This window comes from Micromonospora sp. CNZ309 (assembly GCF_002846525.1).
On the sequence record NZ_PJNG01000001.1, the window covers coordinates 2,046,471 to 2,063,861 of the forward strand.

At 78.4% G+C, this 17,391-nt stretch carries 16 protein-coding genes and 1 pseudogene; 5 read left to right on the forward strand and 12 right to left on the reverse strand.

Annotation, left to right across the window (positions count from 1 at the left end; genetic code table 11):
- The first annotated feature begins 6 nt into the window (after positions 1 to 6).
- Together CLT72_RS08245 and CLT72_RS08250 are read left to right on the forward strand one after the other, a co-directional pair.
- Positions 7 to 2,076 (forward strand): AAA family ATPase, encoded by a 2,070-nt coding sequence (locus CLT72_RS08245; protein WP_101410511.1) that lies wholly within the window; start codon positions 7 to 9, stop codon positions 2,074 to 2,076.
- A 119-nt stretch (positions 2,077 to 2,195) separates the two neighbouring features.
- On the forward strand, positions 2,196 to 3,089 hold the full coding sequence (locus CLT72_RS08250; protein WP_101410513.1) for an aldo/keto reductase: 894 nt from the start codon (positions 2,196 to 2,198) through the stop codon (positions 3,087 to 3,089).
- A 52-nt stretch (positions 3,090 to 3,141) separates the two neighbouring features.
- Here CLT72_RS08250 and CLT72_RS08255 read toward each other — a convergent pair whose 3' ends face one another.
- Positions 3,142 to 4,248, reverse strand: coding sequence for a nucleotide disphospho-sugar-binding domain-containing protein (locus CLT72_RS08255; RefSeq protein ID WP_101410514.1), 1,107 nt, complete (start codon positions 4,246 to 4,248; stop codon positions 3,142 to 3,144).
- Positions 4,249 to 4,317: 69 nt separating this feature from the next.
- Positions 4,318 to 4,761: a hydroxyphenylacetyl-CoA thioesterase PaaI gene (gene paaI / locus CLT72_RS08260; protein ID WP_101410516.1), complete on the reverse strand. Its 444-nt coding sequence runs from the start codon at positions 4,759 to 4,761 to the stop codon at positions 4,318 to 4,320.
- A gap of 181 nt (positions 4,762 to 4,942) precedes the next feature.
- Between paaI and CLT72_RS08265 the strand changes: the two genes are divergently transcribed.
- The 3 genes from CLT72_RS08265 to crcB all read left to right on the forward strand — a co-directional run bounded on the left by CLT72_RS08265 (position 4,943) and on the right by crcB (position 6,653).
- Positions 4,943 to 5,701 (forward strand): class I SAM-dependent methyltransferase, encoded by a 759-nt coding sequence (locus CLT72_RS08265; RefSeq protein WP_101410518.1) that lies wholly within the window; start codon positions 4,943 to 4,945, stop codon positions 5,699 to 5,701.
- 92 nt (positions 5,702 to 5,793) lie between these two features.
- Positions 5,794 to 6,294, forward strand: a complete 501-nt coding sequence (locus CLT72_RS08270; protein ID WP_101410520.1) for a FluC/FEX family fluoride channel — start codon at positions 5,794 to 5,796, stop codon at positions 6,292 to 6,294.
- Positions 6,291 to 6,653, forward strand: coding sequence for a fluoride efflux transporter CrcB (gene crcB / locus CLT72_RS08275; RefSeq protein ID WP_101410522.1), 363 nt, complete (start codon positions 6,291 to 6,293; stop codon positions 6,651 to 6,653). Before CLT72_RS08270 ends, crcB begins: the two co-directional genes overlap by 4 nt.
- Positions 6,654 to 6,741: 88 nt before the next feature.
- Here the strand turns inward: crcB and cobA are convergent, their stop codons facing one another.
- The 10 genes and pseudogenes from cobA to cobO form a co-directional block, all read right to left on the reverse strand.
- The gene (gene cobA / locus CLT72_RS08280) at positions 6,742 to 8,493 is read right to left on the reverse strand and encodes a uroporphyrinogen-III C-methyltransferase (RefSeq protein WP_101410524.1); all 1,752 of its coding nucleotides are present in this window, start codon (positions 8,491 to 8,493) and stop codon (positions 6,742 to 6,744) included.
- Positions 8,490 to 9,080 carry a precorrin-8X methylmutase gene (locus tag CLT72_RS08285; RefSeq protein WP_101415028.1) on the reverse strand — a complete coding sequence of 197 codons (591 nt, stop codon included), beginning with the start codon at positions 9,078 to 9,080 and terminating at the stop codon, positions 8,490 to 8,492. The genes cobA and CLT72_RS08285 overlap by 4 nt, the downstream gene beginning before the upstream one ends.
- A gap of 73 nt (positions 9,081 to 9,153) precedes the next feature.
- Positions 9,154 to 9,318: pseudogene (locus CLT72_RS08290) on the reverse strand (4Fe-4S binding protein); the annotation flags it as partial.
- On the reverse strand, positions 9,306 to 11,138 hold the full coding sequence (cobJ, locus tag CLT72_RS08295) for a precorrin-3B C(17)-methyltransferase (RefSeq protein WP_101410528.1): 1,833 nt from the start codon (positions 11,136 to 11,138) through the stop codon (positions 9,306 to 9,308). The pseudogene CLT72_RS08290 and the gene cobJ, both read right to left, overlap by 13 nt.
- A complete protein-coding gene (gene cbiE, locus CLT72_RS08300; protein ID WP_101410530.1) occupies positions 11,135 to 12,376 on the reverse strand; it encodes a precorrin-6y C5,15-methyltransferase (decarboxylating) subunit CbiE in 1,242 nt (413 codons plus the stop codon). The genes cobJ and cbiE overlap by 4 nt, the downstream gene beginning before the upstream one ends.
- Entirely contained in the window at positions 12,364 to 13,509 is a 1,146-nt protein-coding gene (locus tag CLT72_RS08305; RefSeq protein ID WP_101410532.1) for a cobalt-precorrin-5B (C(1))-methyltransferase, read from the reverse strand. The genes cbiE and CLT72_RS08305 overlap by 13 nt, the downstream gene beginning before the upstream one ends.
- Positions 13,506 to 14,369: a precorrin-4 C(11)-methyltransferase gene (gene cobM, locus CLT72_RS08310; protein WP_101415029.1), complete on the reverse strand. Its 864-nt coding sequence runs from the start codon at positions 14,367 to 14,369 to the stop codon at positions 13,506 to 13,508. The genes CLT72_RS08305 and cobM overlap by 4 nt, the downstream gene beginning before the upstream one ends.
- A gap of 14 nt (positions 14,370 to 14,383) precedes the next feature.
- Positions 14,384 to 15,277: a precorrin-2 C(20)-methyltransferase gene (gene cobI / locus CLT72_RS08315; protein ID WP_358167228.1), complete on the reverse strand. Its 894-nt coding sequence runs from the start codon at positions 15,275 to 15,277 to the stop codon at positions 14,384 to 14,386.
- Complete coding sequence (locus CLT72_RS08320; RefSeq protein WP_101410534.1) at positions 15,274 to 16,725, reverse strand: cobyrinic acid a,c-diamide synthase CobB; 1,452 nt, start codon at positions 16,723 to 16,725, stop codon at positions 15,274 to 15,276. The genes cobI and CLT72_RS08320 overlap by 4 nt, the downstream gene beginning before the upstream one ends.
- Positions 16,719 to 17,330 carry a cob(I)yrinic acid a,c-diamide adenosyltransferase gene (gene cobO / locus CLT72_RS08325; protein ID WP_088999933.1) on the reverse strand — a complete coding sequence of 204 codons (612 nt, stop codon included), beginning with the start codon at positions 17,328 to 17,330 and terminating at the stop codon, positions 16,719 to 16,721. Before cobO ends, CLT72_RS08320 begins: the two co-directional genes overlap by 7 nt.
- Positions 17,331 to 17,391 lie beyond the last annotated feature (61 nt).

Sequence of the window (17,391 nt, forward strand, 5' to 3'; positions counted from 1 at the left end):
GGTGCGATGCCCATTCCCACCATCGTCGCTGGTCCGCAGCGGGTCACCTCGGGAGGCTGGCCGGTGCCGGAGGAGAGACGCCTGGTCACCGTGCTGTTCGTCGACATCGTCGGGTCGACCACGCTCGTCGACCGGCTCGATCCGGAGGACGTGCGGGCCCTGCAACGGGCGTACTTCCACACCGTCGGCGGGGTGCTGCGCCGCTGGCAGGGGGTGGTCGAGAAGTACGTCGGCGACGCGGTGCTGGCCCTGTTCGGGGCCCGCCGCTCCGACGGCTTCGACGCGTACCGGGCGGTGCGGGCGGCACTGGAGATCCAGGGCGCCCTCGACCGGCGGCCGCCGCCCGGGGCGCCGCGCCTGCGGGTCCGGGCCGGGGTGGCCACCGGCGAGGCGCTGGTGGACCTCGCCGCCGCGCGCGACGGCTGGCACGGCGTGGCCAGCGGCGCGGTGATCACCATCGCCGCCCGGTTGCAGGAGTACGCCCCGCCGGGCGGGGTGGCGCTCTGCGCGGCCACCCACCGCGCCACCGTGGGCCTCGTCGCGCAGCGCCGGGTGCCGCCGGTGGCCCTGGCCGGCAAGGCGCTGCCGGTCGACGTGTGGCACGCCACCGGCGCGATCCGGCCGGCCCCGGCCCGGCACGAGGGCCCCCTGGTCGGGCGGCGGCGCGAGCTGGCCGCCGCCCGGGACCTGATCGTGCGGGCCGTGCGGGACCGCAGCCCGCGCTGGCTGTCGCTGGCCGGTCCGGCGGGCAGCGGACGCAGCCGGCTGCTGCACGAGCTGACCCGGGCGGTACCGACCGTGGACGGGGCGCCGGTGCGCTGGTGCGTCGCGCACTGCCCCCCGTACCCGCAGCCCCTGGCGCCCGTCGCGGACCTGGTGCGCGGGCTCGCCGACCTGCGCGACGACGACGCGCCGGCGGCGGTACGGCGCCGGCTCACCGCCGCCCTCACCGACCTGGTGCCGCCCGCCGGCCTGGCCGGGGCGGTGTCCGCGCTGGAGGCGCTGCTGGCCGCGCCGGACGAGTCCCGTGCGGCGGTCCGGGGCGCCGAGGTGGCCCGGGAGGTGCTCCTGGGGCTCGCCGCCCGGCAGCCGGTGCTGGTGGCGGTGGACGACCTCGACCGGGCCGCGGTGGCGCTGAGCCACTTCCTGCGCCAACTCTTCGCGGCGGCCAGCGCGCGGTCGCTGCCGCTGGCGGTGGTGACGCTGCACCGTCCGGAGTGGGTGGACGTCCTGCCCGGGCCCCGGGACCGGTGGCACCGGTTGACGGTGCCGCCGTTGCGCCCGGTGGAGACCGGGCGGCTGCTGCGCCACCTGCTCCAGCGGGCCGGGCGGCCGACGACGGCGGTGGCCCGGCTGCTGCCGCTGGTCGGCGGCAGTCCGGGGCGGGCCGCCGCGTACGTCGCGTCGCTGGGCGCGACGCAGTCCGTGCCGGAGGCGGTACGCCGGGAGGTCGACGCCCGGCTGGACCGCCTCGACGGGGCGCGCCGGGCCGTGCTGATGGCCGCCGCGACGGTCGGCGCGGGGCTCACCGCCGCGACGGCGGCGCGCCTGCTCGACTGGGCGCCCGGGCGGGCCGCCCCGGTGCTGCGCGCCCTGGTCTCGGCGGGTCTGCTGGTCACCCGCCCGGACGGCCGGTACGCCGTCGCCGACGCGGTGGTCCGCGAGGTCGCGTACGCCCGGCTGCCGAGGGCGGCGCGGGCCGCGTTCGCCCGCCGGGCCGGGCGGTCGACGGAGACGGGGGCACCGCCGGTGCCCACGGTCGTCGCCGACCCCACCGGCCGGCCGCCCGGTCCGGCGGGGTGCCCCGCGCCCGCGCCGGTGGTGGCCGCCGCCACCGGGCAGCGCGCCGGGGCGGAGCGGGTGGTGCGGCTGCGCGGATGGGCCCCGATCCGGGGTCGCAGCCTGTCGTCCGACCCCGACCGGGTCGTCGTCCCGGGTCGGGCGGCCCCGCCGGGCGGTGCGGCGGTTGGTCGGGGCGTCGCGGCCGCCGTGCGGCCGGGCGGCTCGGCGCGACGGCAGGGCCGCTGGCGACGGCGTAGCTGGATCCTGCCGCGCGGTACGCCGATCGCGGCGTGAGCGGGCGCGCGCCGGACGGGCGCAGCTCCCCCACGATCCAAGCTAACAGGTGCCGGAACCGGGCGGTATCGGGCGCCCGACCGAGTGCGCGGGGCACGCCGGCTGGCTAGGTTCGCCCGATGCCTGTAAAAGAAGTCACCGCCTCCGCCGCCGGCACCTGGACGCTCGGGGACCGGACCGTGCGCCGGATGGGGTTCGGTTCCATGCGGCTCACCGTCCACCCGGACCGGGCGCGCGCCGTGCGCGTCCTGCGCCGGGCCGTCGAGCTGGGCGTCAACCACATCGACACCGCCGCCTTCTACGTCTCGCCGGGCGGACCGCTCGGCGTCGGCACCGGCTCGCCCCGCCACGCCACCGAACTGATCCGCGAGGCCCTCGCGCCGTACCCGGACGACCTGGTCATCACCACCAAGGTCGGGCCGTCCTTCGACGAGGCGAGCCGGCACCGCGAACTGACCCCGTCGGAGCTGCGCCGGGAGGTGGAGGAGAACCTGCGCCGGCTCGGCCGGGACCACCTGGACGTGGTGAACCTGCGGATCGTCCGCAAGCCCGGGCGGGACTCGGTGGCGGAGCGCTTCGCCGCCCTCGCCGAGCTGCGCGACGCCGGCCTGATCCGGCATCTCGGACTGTCCAACGTGCGGGTGGACCACCTGGACGAGGTACGCGACATCGCGCCGGTGGTGTGCGTGCAGAACGCGTACGCCCTCGACGTGAACCGGTGGGCCGACGAGCTGCTGCGGGTCTGCGGCGAGCGGGGCGTCGCCTTCGTGCCGTTCTTCGCGATCGCGGGCGCCAGGCGGGAGGCGGGCACCGGCGACGACCACGACGAGGCCGTCCGGGCGGTGGCGCGCGCACACGGCGCGACCCCGCAGCAAATCCGCCTGGCCTGGACGCTGCACCAGGGGCCGCACGTGCTGGCCATCCCCGGCACCGGCGACCCCGCGCACCTGGCGCAGAACGTGGCGGCCGGGGCGATCCGGCTCACCCCCGAGGACCTGGTCCGCCTCCGCTGACGCCCGGTCCGCTGGGGTGGCGGGGTGGCGGGGAGACGTGACGGCGGCGCAGTCAGCGCAGCGACTCCAGGCGTCGCACCAGCTCGTCGGGCCCCGGCATGGCGGCGATCTCGGCGCCGACCTGCCGCGCCGCGTCGCGCAGCCCGCTGTCGGTGACGAGCCGGGCCAGGGTGTCGGCCGTGATGTCGCGGGCCCGGGCCGCGATGCCGGCCCCGCGCGCGGCCACCAGCTCGGCGTTGTGCCGCCGGTCGCCCGCCCCGACGGTGGCCAGCTGCGGCACCCCGGCGATCAGCGCGCTGAGGACGCTGCCCGCGCCGCCGTGGTGCACCAGCGCCGCGCTGGCCGGCAGGGCCGCGGGGATCGGGATCCAGTCGACCGTACGCACGTTGCCGGGCAGTCTCCGGCGGGCCAGCCGCGCGGCCGGGCGGACCAGCACGAACTCGGCGTCGACGCGGTCCGCGACGGCGACGACGGCGGGCATCGGCCCGGCGCTGCCGGGGCCGGCGAGGGTGCTGCGGCTGACCAGCACGCGTGGCCGCTCGCCCGGCTCGCGCAGCCAGTCGGGCAGCTCGCCGCCCGCTTCGGTGGCGTAGCGCATCGGCCAGCCGTGCTGACGCAGCACGCTGGGCGGGGCGACGGCGATCGCGGCGGCCGGGGGCGGCAGTTCGGCGAGGCTATGCCGGCGCAGGGCCGGGCCCAGCCGCGCGAGGGTGGCCCGGGCCAGCTCGCGGCCGTCGAAGAGGGCGTTCTCCTGGCGTACGGCGGGCACGTCGAGCGTCGCGGCGGCGAGGGCCCCCGCCACCGCGAACGGTTCGTGGATCACCAGATCGGGCCGCCACTGCCCGGCGAGGGCGACCACCGCGTCGGCGAGCTGGTCGTTGACCGCGCCGAAGAGCAGCCCGGCGCCCCGGGTGCCGGCGGTGCCGGCCAGCTCGGCCCGGGCGATCAGCGGATGGCGCAGCAGCACGCGGCGGGCGATCCGGCCGAAGTCGAACCCCGGCGCGACGTCGCGCGACGCCAGCCCGGGCCGCACCGCCCGCAGGCCGTCGACGGCGGTGGCGACGAGCACCTCGTGCCCGGCGTCGCGCAGCGCGGCGGCCAGCGGCAGCAGCGGCGCGACGTGTCCGATCAACGGCGCGGACACCACCAGTACTCGCACGGCGCCGATGCTAACGGCGGCGCGGCCCGTCGTGGGGGCACGCGCTGCGGCCCGGTCGGCGGCGAGGGTTCAGCGCGCGGTCGTGGGCAGGGTGCGGCTGCGGCCCCGGAACTCGGCCACCACCTCGCCGTCGTCGCGGGTGACGGTGACGTCGTAGATGCCGCTGCGGCCGTACCGGGTGCGCTCGGTGGCGTGGGCCGTGAGCAGGTCACCCTCGCGGGCGGGACGCACGAAGGTGATCTCGCCACCGGCGGCGACGGTGGCCGGGCCGTGGCTGTTGCAGGCGAGCGCGAAGGCGGTGTCGGCGAGCAGGAACACGAAGCCGCCGTGGGCGATGGCGTGGCCGTTGACCATCGCGCCGGTCACCCGCATCCGGGCCGTTGCCGCGCCGTCGGCGGCGTCCACCAACTCGATGCCGAGACCGCGGGAGGCGACGTCGGCGGCGAACATGTCGTACGCGGCGTTGCGCCCGGCCACCTCAGCCGTCCCGCCGTCGCTCGACGATCCGCCCATCGACCCGCCGCACCGCCCGTCCACAGGCGGTCCCCGCGACCGCCGACCCCGTACCGTACGCCAGCCCGGGCCGACGCGTGGCGCACCCGTCACGGAGGCGCGAACGCCCGTGCGCGGCTTGTTGCAAATTCTTGGCAACAAGGCCTGGACGCGCGTCGGCTCCGTAACTAGCCTGACCTTCATGAGTCCTTACATCACGGATGCGGCGGCCTGGCAGGAGAGCTGGGACCGCCAGCAGGAGGCGTACCTGCCGGACCGGGAGCACCGGTTCACGGCGATGCTCGACGCCGTCGACGCGGTCCGCGACGACGGCCGGCTGCGGCTGCTCGACCTGGCCGGCGGCACCGGCACCATCTCCGAGCGGGCGCTGCGCCGCTTCCCCCACGCCCAGGTGACCCTGGTGGACCTCGACCCGGCGCTGCTCGCCCTCGCCCGCGCCTCGCTCGGGGACCGGGTCACCGTCGTCACCGCCGACCTGGGCCGCCCCGACTGGCACGCCGCGCTCCCCCACCGCGACTACGACGCCGTCCTCACCGCCACCGCGCTGCACTGGCTGCCGGCCGAACGGCTCGGACGGCTCTACGCCGAACTGCGCGACCTGCTGCGCCCGGGCGGCATCCTGGTCAACGCCGACCACATGCCCGACGACGCGCTGCCCCAGCTCACCAAGCGCCTGCTCGACCGGGCCCGGGACCGGCGGGCGGCCCGGTACGCCGCCGGCGCCGCCCTGTCCTGGTCGCAGTGGTGGGACCGGGCGGAAGCCGACCCGGCGCTGCGGCCGCTCGTCGCGCAGCGGCGCGACATCTACCCGAGCGGGTACAGCCCGGAGTGGAACCCGCCGGTCTCCTGGCACCTGTCCGCGCTGACCGCCGCCGGCTTCGCCGAGGTGGGCACCGTGTGGCGGGGCGGGCCCGACGCCGCCGTCGCCGGCGTGCGCTGACGCCACCGGACGCCCCGGCGAGGGCCGCGCCGGGCGCTAGGCTGACGGGCGCACACCGGGTCCCCGCCCGAGGCACCGGTGGGGAGGACGAGGTGACCGGACCGGATCCGCGGGTCGACCCCGACGTCGACCTGCGCGTACCCGCCGACCGGGGCGAGCTGGCCGCCCGCCCCGGCGCGGTGCTCGGCTCCGTCGCGGCCGGCGGCGCGCTCGGCGCCCTCGCCAGGGCCGGCCTCCAGCACGCCGTCCCGCACGGCCCGGCGGGCTTCGCGTGGGCGACCTTCGCCGTGAACCTGACCGGGTGCCTGCTGATCGGCGTCCTGATGGCGGCGCTGGAGCGCTCCGGTGGCGGCCGACCGCTGCTGCGCCCGTTCCTCGGGGTGGGGGTGCTCGGCGGCTACACCACCTTCGCCACGTACGCGGTGGACATCCGGCTCGCCATCGACGCCGGCGCACCGCAGGTGGCCCTCGGCTACCTGGCGGCGACCCTGCTCGGCGCGCTGGTCGCCGTCTGGCTCGGCGACACCGTGACCGGCCGGCTGCTCGACGCCGCCCGCCGCCGGCCGGGGCCGGGGCCGGGGGTCGGGCGGTGACCGTCCTGCTGATCGCCCTCGGCGCGGCCGTCGGCGCGCCCCTGCGCTACCTCACCGACCGCGCGGTGCAGGCCCGGCTCGGCGGCGCCTTCCCGTGGGGCACGCTGACGGTCAACGTGGCCGGATCGCTCCTGCTCGGCCTCCTGGCCGGGCTGCCCGTCGGTCCGACCGCCGGCGCGCTGCTGGGCACCGGCCTCTGCGGCGCGCTGAGCACCTACTCCACCTTCGGGTACGAGACGCTGCGGCTGGCGCGCCGGGGCCGGCGGTTCCTCGCGCTGGTCAACGTGCTCGCCAGCGTGGCCGCCGGCCTCACCGCCGCCACCGTCGGCTTCGCCCTGGCCCGGGCCGCCACCGGCTGAGCCGCCAGCCACGGCGGCACCCGCCACCCGGACCGGCGGCCGCCTGCACCGCCGTCGTCGGGTGGCGGGCCGACCCGGGCGGGCGGGGTCAGCGGGCCGGGTCCGGCGGCGCGGCCGGCAGGCGTACGTCGACCACCGGACCGAGGACGAAGACGGCCGGCGGGGCGATCCGCTCCCGGACGGCAACCGCGCCGATCTCGTCCAGCCGGGCGGTCACGGCGTGCTGGTCGGGATGCCCCGCGTCCTGCACCACGAGGACCGGGGTGTCCGGGGCCCGGCCGTGCTCGACCAGCACCGCGGCGATCTTGCCGACGGTGTCCACCGCCATCAGCAGGACCAGGGTGCCCCGGGCCCGCCCGAGCGCCGCCCAGTCGACCAGCGAGTCGGGGTGCCCGGGCGGCAGGTGCCCGGAGACGACGGTGACGTCGTGCGCCACGCCCCGGTGGGTGACCGGCACCCCGGCCAGGGCCGCCGCGGCGACCGCGCTGCTCACCCCGGGAACCACCGTCACGTCCACCCCGGCCGCCACGCAGGCCTGCACCTCCTCGTGGCCGCGCCCGAAGACGTACGGGTCGCCGCCCTTGAGCCGGACCACCCGTCGCCCGGCGCGGGCGTGCGCGACGAGGGTGGCGTTGATCGCGTCCTGCCCCATGGACGGTCCCCGGGGCACCTTCGCCGCGTCGACCACCTCGACACCCGGGCGCAGCCCGGCGAGCAGCCCGCGCGGGGCCAGCCGGTCGACCACCACCACGTCCGCCGCCTCCAGCAGCGCCCGGCCCCGTACGGTGATCAGGTCGTCCGGCCCGGGACCGCCGCCGACGACGGCGACCTGGCCGGGGCGCGGACCGTGCTCGTGGTGCTCCCCCGGCCCGTGCCGATGCTCGTGGCCGCCGTGGCTGTGGCCGCCATGTCCGTGGTCGCCGTGGCCGTGCGCGTGACCGCCATGTCCGTGGTCGTGCGCGTGGTGGTCGTGGTGGTGGCCGCCGACCGGATCGTCGGGGTGGTCGTGCGGGGTCTGCGGCCGGCCGACCTTGTCGGCGAAGCCCGGCATCAGCACCCGGTACGCGCAGGTGTCGCAGTTCATCCGGATGTCCCCGCGACGTGCCTCGGCGTGCCGTTCGAGGACCAGGTCGGCGAGGGCGTCGCAGTCGCCGATCAGGTCGGCCACCCGCACGTCCAGGTCGGGGTGGGCGGCGGCGAACGCGGCCGACTGGGCGACGATCCGGTCCGGCAGCACCCCGGCGAAGAGGAAGTACGGCGCGACGACGATCCGCCGCGCGCCGAGCCGGCGCAGCCGCTCCAGCACCGCCGGCACCGACGGCTCGGCCAGCGAGACGAAGCCCGGCTCGACGCCGGCGTAGCCGCGCCCCTCCCAGAGCAGCCGGGCCACCTTGGCGACCTCGGCGTTGGCGTCCGGGTCGGTGGAACCGCGCCCGATCAGCGCCACCCAGGTGCCGGCCCGGTCGGCGCCGGCCAGCGCGGCGTCGACGCGCTGCTCCAGCGCGGTGTGCAGCAGCGGGTGCGGGCCCAGCGGCCGGCCGTAGACGTAGCTGAGGCCGGGATGGCGCTCCCGCTCGCGGGCCAGCGCGGCGGGGATGTCGCCCTTGCCGTGCCCGGCGGCGGTCAGCACCAGCGGCAGCGCCACCAGCGAGCGGTGCCCCCGCTCGACGAGCGCGCCGACCGCGTCGGTGAGCGGCGGCCGGGACAACTCGATGAAGCCGCCCTCGACGTCGCCGAGGGTGCCGGCGGCGCGGCGGCGTACCCGCTCGACGAACGCGACGAACTGCTCGACCCCGGCCGCGCTGCGCGTGCCGTGCCCGACGATGACCAGAGCGGTCAATGTTCCTCCTCCACGTACAGCAGGGCGTTGAGGGCGGCGGCGGCGACCGCCGAGCCGCCCTTCTCGCCCCGGTTGGACACCCCGGGCAGGCCGCTGGCCCGCAGGGCCGCCTTCGACTCGGCGGCGCCGACGAAGCCGACCGGCAGCCCGACGACCAGCGCCGGACGAGCGTCCAGGGTGATCAGTTCCTCCAGTGCGGTCGGCGCGCAGCCGACCACCCACACCGCGCCGGGGCCGACCCGCTCCAGGGCGATCCGCACCGCGGCCGCCGACCGGGTGATGCCGGCCGCGCGGGCCAGCTCGGCGGCGGCCGGCTCGGCGACCGGGCAGACCGTCTCCCGACCGGTGACGCCCGCGGCGACCATCGCCACGTCGGTGACCACCGGCGCGCCGGCGCGCAGGGCGGCCAGCCCGCCGGCCAGGGCCGCCTCGTCGCAGACCAGGTCGGCGACGTAGTCGAGGTCGGCGCTGGCGTGCACCACCCGCTCGGTGACGGCCCGGGTCAGCGGCGGCAGGTGCGCCAGGTCGACCCGGGAGCGCAGGATGCGGTACGACTCCCGCTCGATGGGGTGCACGACCCGGCTCACGGCCGCACCACCGTCGACACGGTGCTCAGCGCGGTCGAACTCATTCGGTCCCTCCACGTTCGTCGGTGTCCGTGGCGCGGATCGCGTCCACCGGGCAGATCTCCAGGCATTCCAGGCAGCCCGTGCAGCGGTCGGCGCGTACGGCGAGGCCGCCGGGCACCGGCCGGATCGCGTGCGTGGGGCAGGTGAGCAGGCAGGCGCCGCAGCCCTGGCAGGCGCCGATGGTCACGGCCGCCACCGGTACCCCCTCGGGGTGACCATCCGGCCGGCGACGATCCGGGTCTGGCTGCTGCCCACCACCACGACGCTGTACATGTCGACCAGCGCCGCGTCGAGGGTCGCCAGGGTGGCCAGGTGCACCCGCTCACCGGGCCGGCTGGCGTTGCGCACCACCCCGACCGGGGTCTGCGGCGGCCGGTGCGCGGCGAAGACCTCCAGCGCCGCGCCGAGCTGCCAGTCCCGGGCCCGGCTGCGCGGGTTGTAGAGCAGCGCCACGAAGTCGCCCTCGGCGGCGGCGGCCACCCGGCGGGCGATGACCTCCCACGGCGTGTGCAGGTCGGACAGGCTCACGTAGGCGTGGTCGTGGCCGAGCGGCGCGCCGAGCAGGGCCCCGGCGGCCAGCGCGGCGGTCACCCCGGGCACGCCGACCACGTCGACGCGCCCGTCGGCGTGCTCGAGGGCCGGGCTGGCCATCGCGTACACGCCGGCGTCGCCGGAGCCGACCAGCGCCACGGCGTGACCGGCGGTGGCCTCGGCGACGGCGGCGCGGGCCCGTTCCTCCTCGGCGCCGAGCCCGCTGGCGAGCACCCGGGTGCCGGGGCGCAGCAGGTCGCGGACCTGGTCGACGTACTGGTCGAGGCCGACGACCACGGCGGCGCGGCGCAGCTCGGTCACCGCGCGGGCGGTGCGCAGGTCCGCGGCGCCGGGGCCGAGGCCGACGATCGCCAGCCGGCCGCGCGGGGCGTGCCGGGCGACGGCGACGGTGGCCATCGCCGTCGCGGTCTTCGGCACCAGCAGCTCGGCGCCGCCGCCGAGCAGCGCCGCCGCCTCGGCGACGCTGGGGGTGCCGACGGCGGCGCGGACCACCTCGCTGGGGTGCGGCACGTCGACCGCCGCCAGCTCCGCCGCCGGATACGTCACCAGCGGTACGCCGAGCGCGTCGGCGCCCGCCCGGACGCCCGCCTCGTCGGCCTTGATGTCGGCGCTGGCCAGGTGCCGCACGCTCGCCGGGCTGAGGCCGGCCTCGGCGAGCACCCGCGCCAGCAGGTCGCGCACCTCGTCGGCGGGCACGCCCCGGCTCGCGCCGACGCCGACGACCAGCGACGGGGGCCGCAGCACGGCGGTCCGGCCGTCGAGCGGCACCACCCGGTCGGTGACCAGCAGCCGGTACCCGCCGCCGCCCCCGGGCGCCCCGGCGGAGCCGGACGCCCTGCCGGGAGCGGACGGCCCATCGGAAGCGGACACCCCGCAGGAGGCGGGCGGCCCGGAGGCCCCGGCTGTCCCGGCGGGAGCGGGCGGTTCGGCGGGGCACACGTTGTCGGGCAGGGCGGGCAGCGGCCAGGTGGCGTCGGCGACGAGGGTCACCGGATCGCCGTCGAGGATGGCGCGGCTGACGGCCGCGACGGCGCCCTCGACGGGCCAACCGAGGGTGTCCAGCCCCGGCAGGCCGGCGGCGTCGGTGGCGGTGCTGACCACCGGGGCGGCGTCGAGCAGCGCGCCGACCCGCCCCGCGAGGTCGTTGCCGCCCCCGGCGTGGCCGCCGAGCAGCGCGATCGCGTGCCGGGCCGCCTCGTCGACCACCACCACGGCCGGGTCCGTGCGCTTGTCGCCGAGCAGGGGTGCCAGGATGCGCACGACCGCCCCGGTGGCCAGGAACGCCACCACGGCGTCGTACCCGGCCCAGGCGGCGCGCAGCGCGTCCGCGACGGTGTCCGCCGTGACGAGGCGGGCGTGCGGCCAGGCGTCGGCGAGGGTGCGGGCGTGCCGGCGGCCGGCGGCGGTGGCGGCGACGAGCCCGATGCGGGTCGGCTGGGCCGTGGCGACGGGCGGGTGGTTCACGGGCGCTCCCCGGTGAGGACGACCACCGGGTTGGTGGCCGCGAGTCGGACGGATCCGCCCGGCAGGTCGGCGAGGCGGGCGGCGGAGAGCTGGACGCCCTGCACCGCGTAGCCGGCGGCGCGCAGCAGCCCGAGGGCGGGGGCGACCCGGTCGACGGCGGCGAGGGCGGCCACCACCCGCTCGGGACGGCGGTGCGTCACGGCGGCGAGCACGTCGGTGCCGCCGCCCCCGACGAAGACGGCGTCGGGATCGGGCAGCCCGTGCAGCGCCCCGGGGGCGGCGCCGACGACCACCCGCACGTCGACGCCGTGCCGGACGGCGTTGGCGCGCACCGGTGCCGCCGGGTCACGCTCCACCGCGATCACCGCCGCGCCGAGCAGGGCGCACTCGATGCCGACCGAGCCGCTGCCCGCGCCGACGTCCCAGACCAGCCGGCCGAGGCGGGGACGCAGCCGGGCCACGGCGAGGGCGCGTACCTCCGACTTGGTGATCATGGAGTCGCGGTGGGCGTAGGCGGACTCGGGCAGCGCCCACCCGCCGGGCGGCGCGGCGGCCGGCTGGTTGTCCGCCCGCATCCCGGCCGCGCCGGGCTCGCCGGCGAGGCTGAGCAGCACGTGCGGGTCGGCCCAGTCGCGGCCGGCGGCCCGCTCGGGGGTGGTCTCGGTGAGCCGTTCCGCGTCGGTGCCGAGGTGTTCGGCAACGACCAGGCGGCGGGACCAGCCGGCCAGCCCGGCGCCCAGCTCGGCGGCCCCGGCGCCCGGGGCGGTGAGCACCGCGACGGCGGGCAGGGCCCGGCAGGCGTTCAGCGCGGGTCGCGGGTCGCGGCCGTGGGCGGTGACCACGGCCGCCCCGTCCCAGGGCAGGCCCGCGCGGGCGAACGCGGCGGCCACGCTGGACACGGCCGGCAGCACCCGCAGCGGCAGCCCGGCCGCCCGCAACGCCCGGACCACCCCGAACAGCCCGGGATCGCCACTGGCCAGGACGACGGCGGGGCTCCCGGCGGCGACGGTGTCGGCCAGCCGCCCCAGCGCGGGCGCCAGCGGCCCGAGGGCGACGGTGTCGGCGTCGGCCGGCAGGTGTACGGCGGCCAGGTGCCGGGCCGCGCCGACCACCAGCCGGGCCCGGGCGAGGGCGGGCGCGGCGGCGGGGTGCGCGGGCCCGCCCGCGGCGTCGATGCCCACCACGGTCACCGCCGGCCCCGTGGCACCGCCCGGCCGGTCGCCGGTCACGCCGCCCACCGCCCGGACGAGGCGACCACCCGGTCCCCGGCGAAGTCGACCATGGCGACGTCGACGGAGACGGCGTCGCCGGCGAAGCGCAGCAGCACCTGCCGCACCCGGTGGCAGAGCAGGTCGCCGGCGGCGCCGAGCAGCCCGGCGGCCTCCCACAGCTCGTACGCGTGCCGCCCGGTGTTCGCCGCGACGACCGCCGCCACCAGCTCGGGATCGCCGCCCGCCTCGGCGGTGACCGCCCCGAGCAGCGACAGGTCCACCCTGGAGCGGGTGTAGTGGGTCATCAGGATGCCGGCGGCGAGCTTGGCCAGCTTGCCGGCCATCCCGACGAAGACCACGCCGGTCATCCCGTCGCCCACGGCGGCGGTGACGGCCGCGCCGGTGAAGTCACCGACCTCCACGAAGCAGACCTCGGGCAGCTCCGGCAGCAACGCGCGGGCGGCCCGCTCGGTACGCCCGCCGGTGCACAGCACCACGGTCCGCTCCCCCTGGGCGGCCATCACGTGCACCGCCTGCACCACGCTGGCCCGCCAGGAGGCGGTGGAGAACGGGCGCACGACGCCGGTGGTGCCGAGGATGGAGATGCCGCCGAGGATGCCGAGCCGGCGGTTGGTGGTCTTGCGGGCCATGATCTCGCCGCGCGGCACGCTGACCACCACCCGCACGCCCACCTCGCTCAGGTCGACGACCTCGGCGACGGCCTGGCCGATCATGCGACGCGGGGTGTCGTTGATGGCGGGCCCGCCGACGGGCAGCCCGAGGCCCGGTCTGGTGACCGTGCCGACGCCCGGCCCGCCGTCGAGGCGCAGGCCGGGCGCGTCGTGCCAGCTCACGGTGGCGGTCAGCTCGGCGCCGTGCGTGACGTCCGGGTCGTCGCCGGCGTCCTTGACCACCACCGCCTCCGCCCGGGTGCGGCCGTCGACCTCGCAGCGGGCCACCGGGAAGCTGACCCGCCGCCCGGCGGGCAGCCCGATCTCCACCCGCCGCTGCGGCACGCCGGTGACCAGGGCGGTCAGCGCCGCCTTGGTCGCCGCCGTCGCGCAGGCGCCGGTGGTCCACCCGGTACGCAGCGCGGTCGGGCGGACCTTCGCGGTACGCGGCAGGTCCGGCTCGCGCAGCGGCGGCTCGGCGTACGTCATCGGGCGCGCCCGTCCCCCGGTGTCGTACCGCCCGCGCGGGCGCGGCGCAGGTCGGCGCGGGCGGCCGGCTCGGCCCGCCGGAAGGTGTGGAAGTGCCCGGGGTGGTAGAGGTGCGAGCGGGTGCCGGCGGCGGCGAGCGCCGGGCCGACCAGGAAGAGGGTGTGCTTCCAGAGCCTGTGCTCCTTGACGGTGGCCTCCAGGTCACCGAGCGCGCACCGGACCACCAGCTCGTCGGGCCAGGTCGCCTGGTACGCCACCACGACCGGGGTGTCGGCCGGGTAGCCGCCGGCCAGCAGCTCGGCCTGCGCCTGCCCGGAGCGGGCGGCGGAGAGGAACAGGGCCATGGTGGTGCCGTGCCGGGCGAACTCGCGGACCCGCTCGCCCGGCGGCATCGGCGTCTTGCCGCCCTCCAGCCGGGTGAGGATCACCGACTGGGCGACCTCGGGGATGGTCAGCTCCCGGCCGACGATCGCCGCGACGGCGGTGAACGACGAGACGCCGGGGACGATCTCGACGGCCAGCCCGAGCGCCCGGCACAGGTCGAGCTGCTCCTGCACCGCGCCCCACAGGGCCGGGTCGCCGGAGTGGATCCGCGCCACGGTCAGCCCGTCGGCGGCGGCACGCTGGTAGAGCGGCAGCACGCCCTCGATCGGCAGCCGCGACGAGTCGACGATCTCCGCGTCGGCGCGGGCGTGGGCGAGCACGTCGGCGTGCACCAGGCTGGCCGCCCAGACCACCACGTCGGCCGCGCCGATCACCCGGGCGGCGCGCAGGGTCAGCAGGTCCGCCGCGCCGGGGCCGGCCCCGACGAACCACACCTTGCCCGTGCCGGTCGGGCCGCCCTCGTCGGCGTGCCCCACGATCGGCGTGGTGCTCAAAGCTTTCCTCCCCTACGGTCCCGGCGGGCCGGGGCGAGCAGCGTCGACAGGTACGGCAGGTCGTCGGCCGCGTCGGTGACCGGGCCGATCCGCTCGCCGGGCAGCCCGAGGCCCCGGCCCAGCACGGCGTCGCCGAGGCGGCCCTGCCGGCGCAGCTCGGCGACCAGCTCGGCGTGCCGCCGCCAGCCCTTGTAGGCCACGACGGTGCCCGGGCCGGCGAGCGCGTCGGCGAAGAGCGCCAGCCCGGCGGTGGCCGGCAGCAGGGTCAGCGGCTCCCGGCCCTCGCACAGCGGCACGCCGCTGCGCGCCGAGAGGTCCTGCATGGCGGTGATCCCGGGGACCGTGCGCACCTCGACCCCGGGGCGCAGGGCGCGCACGCCCTGCGCGAGGTAGCCGAAGGTGGAGTAGACGTTCGGGTCGCCGATGGTGGCGAAGACGACCGCGCGGGCGCCCCCGTCGACCGCGTCGGCCACCGCCCGGGCGGCGTCGTCCCAGGCGCGTTCCCGGCGGGCGGTCACCCCGCCCCGGTCGTCGAGGGCGAACGGCAGCCGGCGCAGCCGCCCCGGCGCGACGTGCGCGGCCACGGTGGCCTCGGCCCGGCCCGGGGGCGCGTCACCGTCCGCGGCGAGCCGGTCCAGCACCGGTACGAACACCACGTCGGCCTCGGCCAGCAACCGGGCCGCCCGCAGGGTGAGCAGTTCGGGGTCGCCGGGACCGACGCCGACCCCGGTCAACGTCGCCGCACCGTCGCGCCCGGCCACCGGCACGCCCCTCTCGCGCGCGGTCGCCGGGTCGCGGCTGTCGTGGCCGGTCACCGGGGCGCGGCCCTCGGCCGCCGGCATACCGCCGTCGTGCCCGCTCGCCGGCGCGCGGCCGTCGCGCCCGGTCACCGGGCCGCCGCCTCGACCAGGCGGCGGGCGGCGTGCGGGTGGCCGGCCCAGTGGGTGTGCAGGTAGGAGGCGTGCACCCGGTCGGTCACGAAGCCGTGCTCGGCGCCGTCCCAGCGCCAGGCCGGCCGGTCGCCGTGCCCGGGGTCGGTGACGGTGCGGTGGAACTCGTGGCCGCGTACGGGGTCGCCGGGGCGGTGCAGCGGGGAGCCGGTGACGGCGACGGCGTCGCGGTAGCCGAGGGTGAGCCGGTCGGTCATCCGGGCGGTCAGGTCGAGCCGACCGCACATGGGCACCCCGTCGAGCTGCCGGCCGAGGTAGAGCAGGCCGGCGCACTCGGCGACGACCGGGCCGTCGAAGTCGGCCAGCTCGGCGCGGAGCGTGGCGTTGCCGGCGAGCTGCGGCGCGTACGCCTCGGGGAAGCCGCCGCCGACGACCACCGCGCGGGTGCCGGCGGGCAGGCCGGGGTCGCGCAGCGGGTCGAAGGAGACCACCGTGGCGCCGGCCGCGGCGAGCAGCTCGGCGGTCTCGGCGTACGAGAAGGTGAAGGCCGGCCCGCCAGCGACCGCGACCACGGGACGTCCGGTGCCGGCGGGGCCGCCGACGGCGCCGACCGGGTCCCAGGCGGGCGCGTGCAGGGGGCCGGCGGTACGCGCCAGGTCGAGCACGGCGGCCAGGTCCACGGTGGCCGCCACGAGGTCGGCGAGGGCGGCCACGATCGCCACGGACTCCGGTGCCCGCTCGGCGACCGGCACCAGCCCGAGGTGGCGCGCCGGGGCGGCGACCTCGGCGGCGCGGGCGACCGCCCCGAGCACCGGTACGCCGACCTCGGCGAGCGCGTCGCGCAGCAGCGACTCGTGCCGGGGCGAGCCGACCCGGTTGAGGATCGCGCCGCCGATGCGCACGTCGGGGTCGAACGCGGCCATGCCCAGGGCGAGCGCGGCGGCGGAGCGGCCCTGCGCGGTGGTGTCGAGCACCAGCAGGACCGGGGCGTCGACCAGGCGGGCGACGTGCGCGGTGGAGGCGTACCCCCGACGGCCGACCGCGCCGTCGTGCAGCCCCATCACGCCCTCGATCACGGCGACGTCGGCGGGCGTCGGCGTGGCGGCGCCGTGGCGCAGCAGCGGCGCGACCCGCTCCTCGCCGACCAGCCACGGGTCGAGGTTGCGCCCGGGGCGGCCGGCGGCGAGCGCGTGGTAGCCGGGGTCGATGTAGTCGGGGCCGACCTTGTGCGGGCTGACCACCAGGCCGCGGCGGCGCAGTGCGGCGAGCAGCCCGGTGGCGACGGTGGTCTTGCCGTGCCCGCTGGCGGGTGCGGCGACCACCACGCGCGGCAGCGCCCACGGCGCGGCCGGGTCGAGGGGAGGCGCGGCGGCGGCCGGGTGCCCGGCGGGCGCGGCGGGCCCCGCGGGGCGCCGCTGGTCGGCGCGCCGGCCGGGGGCGGTCACCATTCGATGCCCTTCTGACCCTTCTGGCCGGCGTCCATCGGGTGCTTGACCTTGGTCAGCTCCGCGACCAGGTCGGCGGCGTCGACCAGGCGCGCGTCGGCGTCCCGGCCCGTGATGACGACGTGCTGGAAGCCGGGGCGGTTCGCCAGGGTGTCGACCACCTCGTCCACGTCCACCCAGCCCCACTTCATCGGGTAGGTGAACTCGTCGAGCACGTACAGGCCGTAGCGCTCGGCGGCCAGGTCGCGCTGGATCTGCCGCCAGCCCTCCAGGGCGTCGGCGGCGTGGTCGGCCTCGCCGCCGCGCTGGATCCAGGACCAGCCCTCACCCATCTTGTGCCAGGCGACCGGGGCGCCCTGTCCGGTGCGCTCGTGCACCTCGCCGAGGGCACGGAAGGCGTTCTCCTCCCCCACCCGCCACTTGGCGCTCTTGACGAACTGGAACACCCCGATCGGCAGCCCGGCCGTCCAGGCCCGCAGCGCCAGCCCGAACGCGGCGGTCGACTTCCCCTTCATCTGTCCGGTGTGCACCATCAGCAGCGGCCGGTGGCGCCGCTGCCGGGTGGTCAGCCCGTCGGCGGGCACGTGGGACGGCTTCCCCTGCGGCATCAGGCAACGCTCCTGTTCTGCCCGCCGCCGACGCCAACGGCGGCGGCGGTGGTCGCGGCGG